Below are 14,858 nucleotides of genomic sequence, written 5' to 3'. Positions count from 1 at the left end.
GAGGAACTAGTTGACGATCTCCATCTGGCCCATCATCCCGATGGCCGAATGCTCCAACATGTGACAGTGGTAGACGTATCGCCCCAGGTAGTCGGCGAAGCTGGCCTGGAAGCGCACGGTCTCGCCCGGCTGGATGAGCACCGTGTCCTTCCAGCCCGCCTCGCCCGGCTGCGGCGGCGTGCCGTCGCGGTCCAGGATCCGGAACTGGGCGAGGTGGGTGTGGAAGTTGTGCGGGACGCCGAAGCCCGACCCGCCGACGTTGGTGTCGGAGTTGGTGACCTCCCAGATCTCGCTGGATCCCCGCCTGACCTGCATGTCCACCCGATTGGCGTCGAACGCCTGATTGTTGATCAGGGCCTGGATGTTGACCGGGTCCAGGCTGAGGGTGAGCTGCCGGGTCTGCGTGGCCGCGGCCAGCGGGACCATCGCGCGCAACTGGCTGGGCACGCGGCTGCGGTCGACGGCCCGCCGTACGACGTCGAAGCGGAGCACGGACCCGCTCACGTCCTCCAGCGTCACCTGCGTGCCCAGCGGGAACGCGCCGAAGTCGATCACGACCTCGGCCCGCTCGCCCGAGGAGAGCACCAGCTTGGACGTCGGCACCGGCGCCGGCAGCAGCCCGCAGTCCGTGGCGATCTGCGTCATCTGGGCGCCGTTGCTCAGCGACAGCTCGAAGATCCGGTGCGTGGAGCCGTTGAGCAGCCGCAGCCGGTACTTGCGGGCCGCGACCTTGAAGTACGGCTGGGCCTTGCCGTTGGCGATCAGCGTCGGCCGGTTGTAGGGGTCGGCCGGGTCGAAGACGAGCCCGCCCTGGTCGTCGAAGAGCGCGTCGCGCAGCAGGATGGGCACGTCGTAGGCCCCGGACGGCAGGCCGAGCTGCTGCTCGTCGGCGCCCTCGACCAGGTAGAAGCCGTGCATGCCGCGGTAGACGTGCTCGGCCTCCATGTGGTGGGTGTGGTCGTGGTACCACAGCGTGGCGCCGGCCTGGGCGTTCGGGTAGTCGTAGGTCTTCGACTTGCCGTCGGCGATCAGGTCCATCGGGTAGCCGTCGCTGGCGGCCGGCACGCGGCCGCCATGCAGGTGCACGTTCGCCTCGTGGCCGAGCTTGTTGTCGAAGGTGACCAGCGCCCGGCGGCCCTGCCGGACGCGGATGGTGGGGGCGGTGAACTGGCCGCCGTACGTCATCACGGGCGTGCTGACGCCGGGCAGGATCTCGGTGGTCGCCTGCTGGATCGACAGCCGGTAGAAGTCGATGCCCGGCAGGGTGGCCACGGGGGCCAGCACCGGGGGCACCGGCATGGCGACGCTGAAGGGCGGCGCGGTGGCGCCGGTGCGGACTGCGGGGACCCGGCCCCCGTGGTCGTGCATCTTCATCATCTGCTGTTGCCGCGCCTGCTGCTCCGGCTCGCCGAGCAGCCCGCGGGCCACCGGGGTCAGCGCGGCGCCTCCTGCCAGGCCACCGAGAACGATCAAGCGCCGTCGGCTTAACATACGGGAACTCCCATCGCCATGTCCGAGCGTGGCATCGCCCGCCGGCACGGTCTTCTTCTGAAGTGCTCACTTCACGGGCGGATGCCGTGGGAGCGGTGCCGCCGCCCGGAGGGCGGCGGTGGTTCAGCCCACGGACAGGCGCCGCGGGGTGCGCCCGTCCAGGCAGTCGGCGTTGTGGGCGTCGAGCAGGGCCTGGGCCCGCTCCGACGCCTCGCCGAAGCAGTCGTCGGGATCCGCGCCGTCCAGCACGCGGGCCATGGCCCCGGTCATCAGGTCCTGGATCCCGGCGAAGTCCCCGAGCACCGCGCCGAGCGCCGCGGGGGAGCCGTCGGCCGCGCGGAGCTGGGCGGTCGCGGCCCGGTGCACCGGGTGCCGGTCGAACCAGCCCTCCTCCTCCAGCAGGCCGGCGGCGGCCCGGGTGACCGGCAGGAAGCCGGCCGCCCGATGCCACTGCGCCGCGTTGCCCGCGCTCAGCAGGTGCTGGACGAACGCCAGCGCGCCGTCCCGCCGCTCCGGCGGCAGCCCGTCGGTCAGCCAGAGCGCCTGGCCGGAGACCAGGTGCCCGGCGCGCGGCAGGCTCTCGTTGTGCGGCAGCGGGCTCGCCGTCACCTCGAACCCGGCCTCCCGCCCCCGCTCGGCGATCATGCCGGCCACCACGGAGGACGCGATCGTGAACGCCACCCGCCCCTCCAGGAACGCCCCCAGCGCCGGACCCCAGTCACCGGGCTCGCCCGCGCGCAGGTAGTGGCCCTCCTCGTGCAGGCGCCGCCACCAGGTGGCGTAGGCCAGCAGTTCCTTGGAGGCGAGGTCCACCCGTCCGGCCCGGCCGGAGCGGCCGTTGTCCCGGTCGGCCAGCAGGCCGCCCTGCCCGGCGACGGCCTGCTGGAACAGCCAGCCGTGGTTGGCCCAGGAGACGCCGTGCGGCGGGCCGCCGGGCAGCGCCCGCACCGCGGCGCAGGCGCGCTCCAGCTCCTCCCAGGTGCGCGGGGGCGCGTCGATCCCGGCCGCGCGGAGCAGGGTGGCGTTGGTGAGCAGCACCGCCGTGGTCGCCGTCGCGGGCGCGGCGACGAGCTCGCCGCGGTAGGTGTAGTGGCCGCGTACGGCCGGTTCGAGGTCGGCGAGCACGACCGGCTCGCCGAGGATCTCCGCGCGGCCGGCGACGGCGCGCTCGATCGGCGTGAACAGCGGCGCGCCGGTGCGCGACCGGGTGTCGAGCGCCAGCCGGGTGGCCGTGGCGTAGTACTCCGCCAGGTCCGGCGGCTCGCCGCGGCCGGCCGCGGCGGCCACCTCGGCGGGCAGCTCGCGGAAGCCGTGCCCGGTGATCTCGATCCGGAGGTCCGGGTGCGCGGCCTCGAAGTCGGCGGCCATCCTCCTGATCGGGCCCAGGTAGTCCGGCAGGGGATGCTCGGCGATCCAGACGCTGATGACCGTTCTCATTCGCCTCATGATGAACGCGGCCACCCCGCCACACATCTTGCTAAATGCGGTGTTTCGTCAGCTCAGACAGCAATTCAAAGGATGTGGGCCCCTCGACGTGAATGTGACCCTGACTGCGAGTCGCAGTGCGGCGAAACGGAGGAGCACGGTGATCAACACTCATGACGAGTTCGACGTTGTCGTGATCGGCGGAGGCCCTGGCGGCTCGGGTACGGCGGGACTGCTGGCCCAGCGCGGGCACCGGGTTCTGGTGCTGGAGCGCGAGAAGTTCCCGCGCTACCACATCGGTGAGTCGCTGATCACGGGATCCATGCCCACGCTGGAGGAGCTGGGACTGAAGGACAGGCTCGACCAGATGGGGTTCGTCAAGAAGTACGGCGGCACCCTGCTGTGGGGCAAGAACCAGGGCACCTGGGACTTCCGCTTCGCCGAGGCGTCCAACTACGAGCACGCCTACCAGGTGCGCCGGGCCGACTTCGACTCCCTCCTGCTGGCCAGGGCCAGGGAGCTGGGCGCGACGGTGTTCGAGGAGGCCACGGTCAAGGACCTGGTGTTCGAGGGCGAGCGCGTCACCGGCGTGACGTACACGGTGAAGGGCGACGCCGAGCAGCGCACCGCCCGCTGCCGCCTGCTGATCGACGCCACCGGGCAGCAGCACCTGCTGGCCCGCCGCTTCGACCTCATCGAGTACCACGACGACCTGCGCAACATCGCGGTCTGGTCGTACTGGCAGGGCTGCAAGCGTTACGGCGGCACGCGCTTCGGCGACACCGTCACCGAGAACCGCCCCGCGGGCTGGTTCTGGTTCATCCCCCTGCACGACGGCACGGTGAGCGTCGGCTACGTCACCCCCATCGAGGAGTACAAGAAGTCCGGCAAGAGCCTGGAGGACCTGTACGCCTCCGAGCTGGCCGCCGCCGAGGAGGTCAGGGCCCTGACCGAGGGCGCCACCCGGGTCAGCGGCTTCCGCAGCATCCGCGACTGGTCCTACACCTGCACCAGCTTCCACGGCCCCGGCTGGGCCCTGGTCGGCGACGCGGCGGCCTTCATCGACCCGCTGCTGTCCACGGGCGTCGGCCTGGCGCTGCGCGGCGCCCACGGGCTGGCCGGCGCGGTGGACGAGATCCTCGACGACCCGGCCTCGGAGGAGGCCGTGCTGGCGCGCTACGAGAAGGACTACCGCGAGTTCCTGGACTCCCTGCTGGACTTCGTGCGCTTCTTCTACGACCGCACCAAGCACAAGGAGGAGTACTGGGACAGGGCGCAGAAGACCCTCGACCCCAGCAAGCTCCGCCCCCGCAAGATCGACTTCGCCACGATGCTCTCGGGCGTCTCCGGCATCCACGCCATCTTCCACGACGACTGAGGACTTCGCTGATGTCGCCTACAACTGTGCACGGACACGTCGCCGAGCAGGCCAGGCGGACGCCCGACGCGGTCGCGGTGTCGGCGGGCCCGGTGCGGCTGACCTACCGGGAGCTCGACGAGCGGGCCAACCGCCTCGCCCACCGCCTGCGCGGGCTCGGCGCCGGCCCCGAGACGCCGGTCGCGGTGCTGATGGAGCGCTCGGCCGAGCTGGTCGTCACGCTCCTCGCGATCCTCAAGACGGGCGGCTGCTACCTGCCCGTCCACAGCGCCTACCCGGCCGACCGCCGGCAGTGGATCGTCGACTCCTCCGGGACGCCCGTCCTGGTCGCCGACCAGGCCAAGGCCGCCGAGGGCCTGCCGACGGCCCCGGCGGTCCTGATCGCCGACGACGACCCCGCCACCTCCGCAGAGCCGGCCACAGAGCCCGAGGCCGCCACCGGCCCGGACGACCTGGCCTACGTCATCTACACCTCGGGCTCGACCGGCCACCCCAAGGGCGTGGCGGTCACCCACTGGGACGTGCTCGGCCTGGCCCTCGACCCCTGCTGGGACACCGGCGCCCACGAACGCGTCCTGATGGTCGCGCCGTACGCGTTCAACGTCTCGACGTACGAGCTGTGGGTGCCGCTGCTGCACGGCGGCACGATCGTGGTGGCGCCGCCCGGCGAGCCGGACCTCGACACCCTGCGCCGGCTGATCCGCGAGGAGGAGATCACCGGCCTGCACCTGACCGCCGGGCTGTTCCGGGTCGTGGCCGAGGAGGGGGCCGACGCCCTCGCCGGGGTCCGCGAGGTGCTCACCGGCGGCGACGTGATCGTCCCCGCCGCCGTCCGCCAGGTGCTGGCCGCCTGCCCCGGCACGACCGTGCGGGCCATGTACGGCGCCACCGAGGTGACCCTGTTCTCCACCCACGCGGCCCTGACCGCCGGGACCGAGCTGGGCACCAGCGTGCCGGTCGGCGGCCCGATGCGGGACGTGCGGCTCTACGTGCTCGACGACCGCCTCAGCCCGGTCCCCGGCGACCTGGAGGGCGAGCTGTACATCGCGGGCAGGGGAGTGGCGCGGGGCTACTTCGGGCGTCCCGACCTGACCGCCGAGCGGTTCGTCGCCGACCCGTTCGGCGGGCCCGGCGAGCACATGTACCGCACCGGCGACCTGGTCCGGCGCAACGACGACGGCCAGATCGAGTTCATCGGGCGGGCCGGCGACCAGGTCAAGATCCTGGGCTTCCGGGTGGAACTGGCCGAGGTGGAGGCCGTACTGGCCGCCTATCCGGGGCTGGCGCACGTCGCCGTCGTGGCCGGGCAGTCGCGGCAGGGTGACAAGCGCCTGGTCGCCTACGTCGTGCCCGCCGCCGACGCCCCCGACCCGGCCGCGCTGCGCGCCCACGTCAAGACGTCGCTGCCGGACTACATGGTGCCCACGGCGTTCGTCGTGCTGGACGCGCTGCCCCTGACCGCCAACGGCAAGGTGGACCGCGCCGCCCTGCCCGACCCCGACACCGAGCCCGGCTCGGCCTACCGCGCGCCGCAGAACCCCCGCCAGGAGATTCTCTGCACGGTGTTCGCCGAGGTGTTCGGCGTCGAGCGGGTCGGCGTGGACGACAGCATCTTCGACCTGGACGTCCAGTCGCTGCTGGCCATGCGGCTGGTCAGCCGCATCCGCGCGGCTCTGGGCGTGAACCTGTCCATCGGCGACCTGTTCGACGCGGCGACCGTGGCCGGCCTGGACGAATGGCTAGAGGCCGGCGCGCGCACCCAGTGAGAGGGACGAGATGAGCAACCCATTCGACGACCGGGACGCGGCCTTCCGCGTGCTGGTGAACCAGGAGGGCCGGCACAGCCTGTGGCCCGCCTTCGCCGACGTGCCCGCGGGCTGGGAGGTCGCCTTCGGCCCCGCCGTCCGCGACGCCTGCACCGAGTACGTCACCACCCATTGGACGGACCTGCGCCCGCGCGGCCTCGCCGTCCGGACGGACGCCGGATAGCCCATGACCGACACGACGATCTTCGACGACCTGCGCCTGGACCACATCGGCTTCTACGTCGGCGACCTGGAGGCCGAGACCGCCCGGCTCAGCGACACCCTGGGCCTGACGGCGTACGCCGCGGCCGAGGACGGCCGGGCCCGCTCGGCCGCAGTGGGCGCGAACCGGATCAGCTTCGTGCTCACCCAGCCGCTCACCGCCGACCATCCCGGCGCCGGATACCTCGACCGGCACGGCGACGGCGTGTGCGACGTCGCGCTGGGCGTGCCCGACGCCGCGGCCGCCTACCACGAGGCGGTGCGGCGCGGCGCCCGTCCCGTCTCGGCCCCCGCCGGGCGCGACGGCCTGGTCACGGCCGCCATTCACGGCTTCGGCGACGTGGTGCACACGTTCGTGCAACGGCCGGCCGGGGCCGGCGAACGTGTTCTGCCGGCCGGGGCCGGCGAACGTGTTCTGCCGGGCTTCCGGAGCACCGCGCCGCGCACGTCCGGCGCCGGCCCCGGGCTGCTGGCGGTGGACCACCTGGCCGTGTGCGTCCCGGCCGGGGAGCTCGACGCGACCGTCGAGTGGTACCGGCGGGTGCTCGGCTTCGAGTTCACCTTCGCCGAGCGCATCGCCGTCGGCTCGCAGGCCATGACCACCAAGGTCGTCCGCAGCCACGGCGGCGAGGTGACGTTCACGCTGATCGAGCCGGACGTGACCAGGACGCCCGGCCACATCGACGAGTTCCTGCGCGACCACGGCGGCGCGGGCGTGCAGCACCTGGCACTGGCCGCCGACGACATCGTGGCCGCCGTGCAGGCCACCGCGGATCGCGGGGTGGAGTTCCTGACCGCCCCCGACGCCTACTACACCCTGCTCGCCGAACGGGTCCGGCCGGTGAAGTACCGGCTGGAGGACCTGGCCCGGCTCGACATCCTCGTCGACGAGGACCACGACGGGCAGCTCTACCAGATCTTCGCCCGCTCGACCCACCCCCGCGACACCTTCTTCTTCGAACTCATCGAACGACTGGGCGCCCGCTCCTTCGGCAGCGGCAACATCAGCGCCCTCTACCGGGCCGTGGAGCTCCAGCGCAGCGGCCAACGCGATGCCCGCACGGAGGCGGCAGCATGACCATTTCCCCGCCGGCGATCCGGTACCCCCTGTCCTACACCCAGCACTTCCTTCGCCTGTTCGACCAGGGCGACGCCCAGGGGCCCTTCAGCGCCCGCTACAACATCGTCGTCGGCTGGCGCGTGCGCGGCCGCATCGACCTCGACACCCTCCGGCTCGCCATGGAGGACGTGGCCGACCGGCACGACGCCCTGAACATGACGATCACCCGGGGGGAGGGGGAGGCGTACCAGGTGCGGCAGCCGTCCGCGCCCGCCCGGCTGCTCGTGGTCGACCTGCCGGCCGCCGGCCCCGAGGAGCGCGCGCTGCGGGCCGAGGAGCTGCTGACCGAGGTCGAGGCCGGCTCCTACAGCCTCCAGGAGCTGCCGCACCTGCGCGCCATCCTCGGCCGCTTCGACGACGAGGACGCGGTGCTCGCGCTGATCGTGCACCACACCGCGGGCGACGGCTGGTCGATGCAGCTCCTCATCCGCGACCTCGTCACCCGCTACGCCGAGCGCCGCGGCCACACCGTGCCGCCGCTGCCGGAGCCCCGGCCCTACCACGAGTACGCCGGACGGCAGCAGGAGCAGGCCGGCAGCGCCGAGACCCAGGCCGCCCGCGACTTCTGGGGTGAGCGGCTGCGCGGCGCGCGCATGCTGGCCGTCCCCACCGACCACGCCCGGTCGGCCGGGCTGGCCAAGGTCTGCCCGGTCCACCGCTTCTCCCTGCCCAAGGACGTCTCCACGCGGGTGATCGGCTACGCCAGGACGATGCGCAGCTCGCCGTTCATGGTGCTGCTGGCCGCGTACAACGTGCTGCTCAGCCGGATCACCGGGGCCACCGACCTGGTCGTCCCGGTGATCAGCTCCGGACGCGGGCAGCCGGAGTTCCAGGAGACCGTCGGGCCGTTCTTCAACTTCCTGCCGCTGCGCACCGGCCTCGACGGCTGCACCACCTTCCGGCAGGTCGTCGAGCGCTCCCGCAGGACCTGCATGGACTCCTACGCCAACGAGATCCCGTTCCTGCAGATCGTCGCCGAGGCGCCGGAGCTGATGGCCGACGCCGCGCTGGAGAGCAAGGCGCTGTGCGCCCTGCAGGTCTGGCAGTTCGCCACCGGCATGGACGGCGAGCGCGTCGGCGACCTGGAGATCGCCGAGGTGCGCGAGCGTCTGCTGGACCAGCCCAACGGCACCGACATCCCCGACGGCGCGCTGCTCACCTTCGACATCGCCCCCTCCGGCGAGATCTTCGGCAACTTCGCCTACAACAGCAACCTGTTCCTGGAGAGCACGATCGCGACGATGGTGGCCGACTTCGGCGAGATCCTGCGCGCCGGCCTGGCCGCCCCCGACTCCCCCCTGGAGTGACCGCCATGCGCGTGATGTTCACCGTCTTCCCCGCGACGGCGCACTTCCTGCCGATCGTGCCCTACGCCTGGGCGTTGCAGGCGGCCGGGCACCAGGTGGTGGTGGCGGCCCCGCCGGGCGTCGACACCGGGGTCTCGGTGCCCGACTTCCACCGGTCGGTGAACGCGGCCGGGCTGACCGCGGTCTCCTGCGGCGCGCCCGAGCCGCTGTCCGTGCACGACCGCGGCTACCCCGGGTTCGCCGAGCTGATCCCCACGATCGAGGAGTCGGAGCGCCTGGTCGCCGCGCTCGGCATCACCGAGGCCGAACGTCCGCCCTGGGATGTCTTCTACCACTTCGCGCTGCTCACCATGCGCAACTACCATCCGCCGGCGCCCCGCCAGGACGTCCAGGCCGTCGTGGAGTTCGCCCGGCAGTGGCAGCCCGACCTCGTCCTGTGGGACCCGTGGTTCCCGTGCGGCGCGGTGGCGGCCCGTGCCTGCGGCGCCGCCCACGCCCGTACGCTGCTGGCCCCCGACTACACCGCCTGGGCCGTGGAGAAGTTCGCCGACAGCGGCGAGGAGAACCCCATGACCGGGGTGATCGGCCCGCTGGCCGACCGGTACTGCGTCACGGTCGACGACAACCTGCTGCTCGGCGACTGGACGGTGGACCCGTTCCCGGCCGGGATGAGCCTGCCCACCGGCGTGCGCCGCCTGCCCGTCCGGTACATCCCCTACACCGGGGCGAGCGTCGTGCCCGAGTGGCTGCGGCGACCGCCGGAGCGGCCGCGGGTGGCGATCTCGCTGGGCGTGTCGATGCGCACGTTCTTCAAGGGCGACTGGGGCCGCACCGCCAAGCTGATGGAGGCCGTGGACGGCCTGGACGCCGAGGTCGTCGCCACCCTGGACGCCAACCAGCTCCTCGACCTGGACCGCCCCCTTCCGCCCAACGTGCGCGTGTTCGACTACGTGCCGCTCGACCAGCTCCTGCCGACCTGTTCGGCGATCATCCACCACGGCTCGATCGGCACGTTCGCGGCCGCCTCGGCCATGAACGTCCCGCAGATCGTCTGCGACACCGACGAGCACAACCGCCTCGTCGGCACCCCCGTCGAGGACGGCATCGACTGGCGGCTCCAGTGCCAGAAGCAGCTCACCTCGACCCGCACCTCCCGGTACGTCACCACGCGCGGCGCCGGCGTGCGGATCAACCACCAGACGCAGTCCGCGGCCGACATCCGCGACGAGCTGCTGCGCGTGCTGAAGGACCCCTCGTTCACCAAGGGCGCGGCCTCCATTCACGAGGAGTGGCTGGCCACGCCGAGCCCGACCGACATCGTCGCGGAGCTGGAGCGGCTGACCGCCGCCGCCCGGTAGCCGTCGACCCCTCAGACAGGAGGCGGACAGTTGCGGATCCTGGTCACCGGCGGCGCCGGTTTCATCGGCTCGGAGTTCGTCAGAGCCACGTTGCGCGACTCGCCGGGCACGCGGGTCACCGTCCTGGACAAGCTCACCTACTCCGGCAACCTGGAGAACCTCGACCCGGTGGCCGGCCACCCGGGGCTGCGCTTCGTGCAGGGCGACACCGCCGACCCGCTCGTGGCCGACGAGGTGGTGGCCGGGCAGGACGCGATCGTGCACTTCGCCGCCGAGACGCACGTCGACCGTTCGATCGTCAGCGCCACCGGCTTCGTGCGCTCCAACGTGCTGGGCACCCAGACCCTGCTGGAGGCGGCCCTGCGGCACGGCGTCGGCCGCTTCGTGCACGTCTCCACCGACGAGGTGTACGGATCCATCGCCGAGGGCTCGTGGACCGAGGACACGCCGCTCGCGCCGAACGTGCCGTACGCGGCGTCCAAGGCCGGCTCGGACCTGCTCGCGCTGGCCTTCCACCGCACGCTCGGCCTGGACGTCGTGATCACCCGCTGCACCAACAACTACGGCCACTACCAGTTCCCCGAGAAGGTCATCCCGCTGTTCGTCACCAACCTGCTCGAAGGCCGCCGGGTCCCCCTGTACGGCGACGGCGGCAACCGGCGCGACTGGCTGCACGTCTCCGACCACTGCCGGGCCATCCGCATGGTCCTCGACCGCGGCCGGGCCGGCGAGGTCTACCACATCGGCGGCGGCAGCGAGCTGAGCAACCTGGAGCTGACCGCCCGCCTGCTGGAGGCGTGCGGGGCGGGCTGGGACCTGGTCGAGCACGTCCCCGACCGGCCGGGGCACGACCTGCGTTACTCCCTCGACATCACCAAGATCGAGCGGGAGCTGGGCTACGCGCCGTCGGTCGACTTCGAGACCGGGCTGGCCGCGACCGTCGCGTGGTACCGGGACAACCGGTCCTGGTGGGAACCGCTCAAGCACCGCGAGCTCGCCGTGGCCGCCCACTGAAGATCATGAGGAGAAGTCATGCAGGACATTGTCCGACGTCTTGACACGTGCCGGGTCTGCGGGCGCGACGACTGGCTGGAGGTCACCTCCTTCGGGTCGGTGCCCCTGGCCAACGGCTTCCTCGACCCCGCCGACCTGCCGGTCGAGGAGCCCGCCTACCCCGTGGACGTGATCGTGTGCCGCAACTGCCGGCTGATGGCCATCCGGCACGTGATCCGGCCCGACGTGCTGTTCCGCCACTATGTCTACGTCACCTCCGAGTCCGACCAGATGACCGGCCACATGCGGCGCATCGTCGGCTGGTGCACCCGCCGGGCCGGGCTCGCGCCGGGCGAGCTGGTCGTCGAGCTGGGCAGCAACGTCGGCCTGCAGCTCGCGCTCTTCCAGGAGCAGGGGCAGCGCGTCGTCGGCGTCGACCCGGCCGAGAACCTGGCCGAGATCGCCAACGCCCGCGGCGTGCGCACGCTGCCCGAGTTCTTCGGCGCCGACCAGGGCCGCCGCATCCACGCCGAGCAGGGCGAGGCCAAGTTGGTGCTCGGCCGCCAGTGCTTCGCCCACATCGACGACGTGCACAACGTCCTGGACGGCGCCACCGCCGTGCTGGCCCCCGACGGGCTGGTCGCGATCGAGGTCCCGTACCTGCTGGACCTGCTGGAGGAGAACCAGTTCGACACGATCTACCACGAGCACCTGTCGTACTACTCGGTCACCACGCTCGGCCACCTGTTCCGGCGGCACGGCCTGCGCATCGTGGACGTCGAGCGGGCGGCCGTGCACGGCGGCTCGATCGTCGTCTTCGCCGCCAGGGAGGAGTCGGCCCACCCCGCCCGGCCGTCGGTGAACCGGCTGCTGTCGCTGGAGCGGCAGAGCGGCCTCGACACCGACGACGCCTATCTGGAGTTCGGCGCCCGCGCCCACCAGGTCATCCAGGAGATCGGCGACCTCGTGCGCGACCTGGCCGGCCGCGGCCTGACCGTCGCCGGGTACGGCGCGCCGTCCAAGGGCACCACCCTGCTGCAGTTCTGCCGGCTCGGCCCCGCCGAGGTGCGCTTCTGCAGCGACACCACCAGCCTCAAGCACGGCAGGCTGCTGCCCGGCACCCGCATCCCGTGCCGCTCGCCCGAGCAGGCCCGCGACCAGCAGCCCGACTACTACCTGCTGCTCGCCTGGAACTACGCCGACGAGATCATCGGCAAGGAGCGGGACTTCCTGAGCCGCGGCGGCAAGTTCATCATCCCCATCCCCCACCCGAGGGTCGTGACGGCCGAGCCCGTCCCGGCGGTGGCCTGAAGGAGATCTGCATGGAATACGGATCCGACCACGCCGAGTACTACGACCGCGTCTTCCGCAGCCGCGGCAAGAGCTTCGAGGGCGAGGCCCGGGAGCTGGCCGACATCGTCCAGAGCCGGTCGCCGCAGGCGTCCTCGCTGCTGGACGTGGCCTGCGGCACCGGCGCCCACCTGGAGACGTTCGTCAAGATCTTCGACCACGTCGAAGGTGTCGAGCTGTCGCCGGACATGCGCGAGGTGGCCGCCCGGCGGCTGCCCGGCGTGCCGCTGCACGCCGGCGACATGCGCGACTTCGACCTCGGACGCACCTTCGACGCCGTCACCTGCATGGGCAACGCCGTCGGCGAGCTGGGCTCCTTCGAGGAGCTGGTGGAGGCCGTCGGCCGCATGGCGGCCCACCTGGCGCCCGGCGGCGTCCTGGTCGTCGAGCCCTGGTACTTCCCGGAGAACTTCCTCGACGGGCACGTCGGCGGCCACACGCTGGTGGAGGAGGGGCTCGTCATCTCCCGCATGACGCACTCGCGCCGGGAGGGCGGCAAGAGCCGGCTGGAGGTGCGGTTCAGGGTCGCCGACGCCTCGGGGTTCAAGGAGTTCGCCGAGGTCCTCTACTCCAGCCTGTTCACCTGCGACCAGTACCTGGAGGCGTTCGCCAAGGCGGGCTGCCGGGCCGAGTTCCGGCCCGCGTTCAAGCTGGCCGACGGCCGGCCCAACAGCCCCGGGCTGTTCGTCGGCGTGCGCGAGGAGGCCGGCGATGGCCTCTCGTGAGCCGCTCGTCGTCGGCCGGCCGAACGCGGGGGAGCGGGCGCGCCTGCTGGAACGGCTCGGCGGCGTGCTCGACCGGCTCTGGCTGACCAACAACGGGCCGCTGGTGCGCGAGTTCGAGGCGCGACTGGCCGACCTGACCGGCGCCCGGCACGCCGTGGCCACCTGCAACGCCACCACCGGCATCCAGATCGCGGCCAGGGCCGCCGGGCTGCGGCCGGGTGACGAGGTGATCGTCCCGTCCTTCACGTGGGTGGCCACCGCCCACGCGCTGGAGTGGATCGGCATCGTCCCGGTCTTCTGCGACTCCGACGAGATCACCGGCAACGCCGACCCCGACCACGTCGAACGCCTGATCGGCCCGAGGACCCGGGGCATCCTGGGCGTGCACGTCTTCGGCTACCCGTGCGACGTCGACGCGCTGACCCGCCTGGCCCGCGAGCACGGGCTCGTCCTGATGTTCGACGCGGCGCACGCGCTCGGCTGCACCTACCGGGGCAGACCCATCGGCACGTCCGGGGACGCGGAGATCTTCAGCTTCCATGCCACCAAGTTCGTCAACAGCGTCGAGGGCGGCGCGATCGTCACCGACGACGACGAGCTGGCCGCGCGGGTCAGGGAGCTGCGCAACCAGGGCATCGACGCCTCCGGGCACATCTCCGGGGCCGGCACGGTGGCCCGGATGAGCGAGTTCCACGCGGCCATGGGGCTGACCTCGCTGGAGGCCATCGACACCATCGTCGAGGCCAACCGGCGCAACCAGCGGGTCTACGAGGAACTGCTCGCCGGGCTGCCGGGCGTCGTGGTGCGCGGCCAGGCGCCTGGCGAGCGGGCCAACTTCCAGTACCTGGTCATCGAGGTGGACGAGGCCGTCGCCGGCGTCTCCCGGGACGTGGTGCTGGAGGCGCTGCTCGTGGAGAACGTGCACGCGCGCCGGTACTTCTCGCCCATCTGCCACCAGGTGGAACCGTACCGGTCGGACCCGGCCCGGCACTTCCCGCTGCCGCTGCCCCGCGCCGAGGGCCTGGCCGCCCGCGTCCTGTCCCTGCCGACGGGGCCCACGGTGGACGCGGACCACATCGCCGGCATCTGCCGCGTCGTCCGGGAAACCGTCCACGCGGCCGACCGCCGTCTCGTCGCCTGATCCCACCACGAAGCGGGGCGCCTCCGGGTACGGAGGCGTCCCGTCCCGTGTCGGCACCGCGCTGGAGAGTGATCTGCATCACACGGCGTCCGGTCGTCGTCCTTGATCAGCGCCGATGGCGCCGGAGCCGTCCCTCCGGAATGGGCAGCCTCGATTTCCCGATTGATCATCTTCCATAAACGCATCGGCTCGGTCTAAATAGGCGTTGGTCGTTATTTACTTTCGCCTTATTTGCCTCCAGGGCCTGCCACGAGCGTGCCCTTCCCTCAGCTTGGAGTGGTCGCCGTGGGGATGCATGCTGCTCGAAATCGAACGGAGCGCGGCCTTCCGGGAATCGCGTCCCTGCCGCGAGAACGGCGGCTCGCCCGCCTCGCTCTCATTCTGCTCGTGGTCATGTTGCCGGCCTTCCTGGGATATTCGACGATGCCCGCGCTCGCGGAGGTGTCGCCGGTGCGCCTGCCTCTTCCCGCGTCGCCTTCGGACGGGGCCTCGACCCACGCGCCCGTGCAGCAGACGGGTACGGCCAAGGATCTGCCGCACCTG

12 protein-coding genes are annotated in these 14,858 nt (G+C 72.0%); 10 read left to right on the top strand and 2 right to left on the bottom strand.

Going from position 1 to position 14,858, the window contains the following annotated elements; all coding sequences use genetic code 11:
- Positions 1 to 6 precede the first annotated feature (6 nt).
- Both AB0J97_RS13145 and AB0J97_RS13140 read right to left on the bottom strand, forming a co-directional pair.
- Complete coding sequence (locus AB0J97_RS13145; RefSeq protein ID WP_364087834.1) at positions 7 to 1,473, bottom strand: multicopper oxidase domain-containing protein; 1,467 nt, start codon at positions 1,471 to 1,473, stop codon at positions 7 to 9.
- A 141-nt stretch (positions 1,474 to 1,614) separates the two neighbouring features.
- Positions 1,615 to 2,928 (bottom strand): extracellular solute-binding protein, encoded by a 1,314-nt coding sequence (locus AB0J97_RS13140; RefSeq protein ID WP_364087831.1) that lies wholly within the window; start codon positions 2,926 to 2,928, stop codon positions 1,615 to 1,617.
- A gap of 148 nt (positions 2,929 to 3,076) precedes the next feature.
- Between AB0J97_RS13140 and AB0J97_RS13135 the strand changes: the two genes are divergently transcribed.
- Genes AB0J97_RS13135 through AB0J97_RS13090 form a run of 10 tightly spaced genes read left to right on the top strand, consistent with a single transcriptional unit; the run spans position 3,077 to position 14,315 of the window.
- Entirely contained in the window at positions 3,077 to 4,294 is a 1,218-nt protein-coding gene (locus AB0J97_RS13135; protein WP_364087827.1) for an NAD(P)/FAD-dependent oxidoreductase, read from the top strand.
- Between the two features lie 11 nt (positions 4,295 to 4,305).
- Positions 4,306 to 6,060 (top strand): non-ribosomal peptide synthetase, encoded by a 1,755-nt coding sequence (locus tag AB0J97_RS13130; protein ID WP_364087825.1) that lies wholly within the window; start codon positions 4,306 to 4,308, stop codon positions 6,058 to 6,060.
- A gap of 10 nt (positions 6,061 to 6,070) precedes the next feature.
- Complete coding sequence (locus AB0J97_RS13125; RefSeq protein ID WP_364087823.1) at positions 6,071 to 6,283, top strand: MbtH family protein; 213 nt, start codon at positions 6,071 to 6,073, stop codon at positions 6,281 to 6,283.
- A 3-nt stretch (positions 6,284 to 6,286) separates the two neighbouring features.
- Positions 6,287 to 7,399, top strand: coding sequence for a 4-hydroxyphenylpyruvate dioxygenase (gene hppD, locus AB0J97_RS13120; protein ID WP_364087821.1), 1,113 nt, complete (start codon positions 6,287 to 6,289; stop codon positions 7,397 to 7,399).
- A complete protein-coding gene (locus AB0J97_RS13115) occupies positions 7,396 to 8,748 on the top strand; it encodes a condensation domain-containing protein (protein ID WP_364087819.1) in 1,353 nt (450 codons plus the stop codon). Before hppD ends, AB0J97_RS13115 begins: the two co-directional genes overlap by 4 nt.
- Positions 8,749 to 8,753: 5 nt before the next feature.
- Entirely contained in the window at positions 8,754 to 10,106 is a 1,353-nt protein-coding gene (locus AB0J97_RS13110) for a nucleotide disphospho-sugar-binding domain-containing protein (RefSeq protein ID WP_364087817.1), read from the top strand.
- Positions 10,107 to 10,136: 30 nt separating this feature from the next.
- Entirely contained in the window at positions 10,137 to 11,120 is a 984-nt protein-coding gene (gene rfbB, locus AB0J97_RS13105) for a dTDP-glucose 4,6-dehydratase (RefSeq protein ID WP_357696880.1), read from the top strand.
- 18 nt (positions 11,121 to 11,138) lie between these two features.
- Positions 11,139 to 12,410 (top strand): class I SAM-dependent methyltransferase, encoded by a 1,272-nt coding sequence (locus AB0J97_RS13100; RefSeq protein WP_364087814.1) that lies wholly within the window; start codon positions 11,139 to 11,141, stop codon positions 12,408 to 12,410.
- Between the two features lie 11 nt (positions 12,411 to 12,421).
- Complete coding sequence (locus AB0J97_RS13095; RefSeq protein ID WP_364087812.1) at positions 12,422 to 13,174, top strand: class I SAM-dependent methyltransferase; 753 nt, start codon at positions 12,422 to 12,424, stop codon at positions 13,172 to 13,174.
- On the top strand, positions 13,161 to 14,315 hold the full coding sequence (locus AB0J97_RS13090; RefSeq protein WP_364087810.1) for an aminotransferase class I/II-fold pyridoxal phosphate-dependent enzyme: 1,155 nt from the start codon (positions 13,161 to 13,163) through the stop codon (positions 14,313 to 14,315). Before AB0J97_RS13095 ends, AB0J97_RS13090 begins: the two co-directional genes overlap by 14 nt.
- The last annotated feature ends 543 nt before the right edge of the window (positions 14,316 to 14,858 follow it).

The sequence above is a fragment of the Nonomuraea sp. NPDC049607 genome (assembly GCF_040675375.1).
Classification (GTDB): Bacteria; Actinomycetota; Actinomycetes; order Streptosporangiales; family Streptosporangiaceae; genus Nonomuraea.
This window is presented reverse-complemented; position numbering and strand designations above follow the sequence as displayed.

Excerpts from the sequence above, each read along its gene's own strand:
- AB0J97_RS13140 (WP_364087831.1), bottom strand. The coding sequence starts at position 2,928 with ATGAGAACGGTCATCAGCGTCTGGATCGCCGAGCATCCCCTGCCGGAC.
- AB0J97_RS13130 (WP_364087825.1), top strand. The coding sequence starts at position 4,306 with ATGTCGCCTACAACTGTGCACGGACACGTCGCCGAGCAGGCCAGGCGG.
- AB0J97_RS13125 (WP_364087823.1), top strand. The coding sequence starts at position 6,071 with ATGAGCAACCCATTCGACGACCGGGACGCGGCCTTCCGCGTGCTGGTG.
- hppD (WP_364087821.1), top strand. The coding sequence starts at position 6,287 with ATGACCGACACGACGATCTTCGACGACCTGCGCCTGGACCACATCGGC.
- AB0J97_RS13115 (WP_364087819.1), top strand. The coding sequence starts at position 7,396 with ATGACCATTTCCCCGCCGGCGATCCGGTACCCCCTGTCCTACACCCAG.
- AB0J97_RS13110 (WP_364087817.1), top strand. The coding sequence starts at position 8,754 with ATGCGCGTGATGTTCACCGTCTTCCCCGCGACGGCGCACTTCCTGCCG.
- AB0J97_RS13100 (WP_364087814.1), top strand. The coding sequence starts at position 11,139 with ATGCAGGACATTGTCCGACGTCTTGACACGTGCCGGGTCTGCGGGCGC.
- AB0J97_RS13095 (WP_364087812.1), top strand. The coding sequence starts at position 12,422 with ATGGAATACGGATCCGACCACGCCGAGTACTACGACCGCGTCTTCCGC.
- AB0J97_RS13090 (WP_364087810.1), top strand. The coding sequence starts at position 13,161 with ATGGCCTCTCGTGAGCCGCTCGTCGTCGGCCGGCCGAACGCGGGGGAG.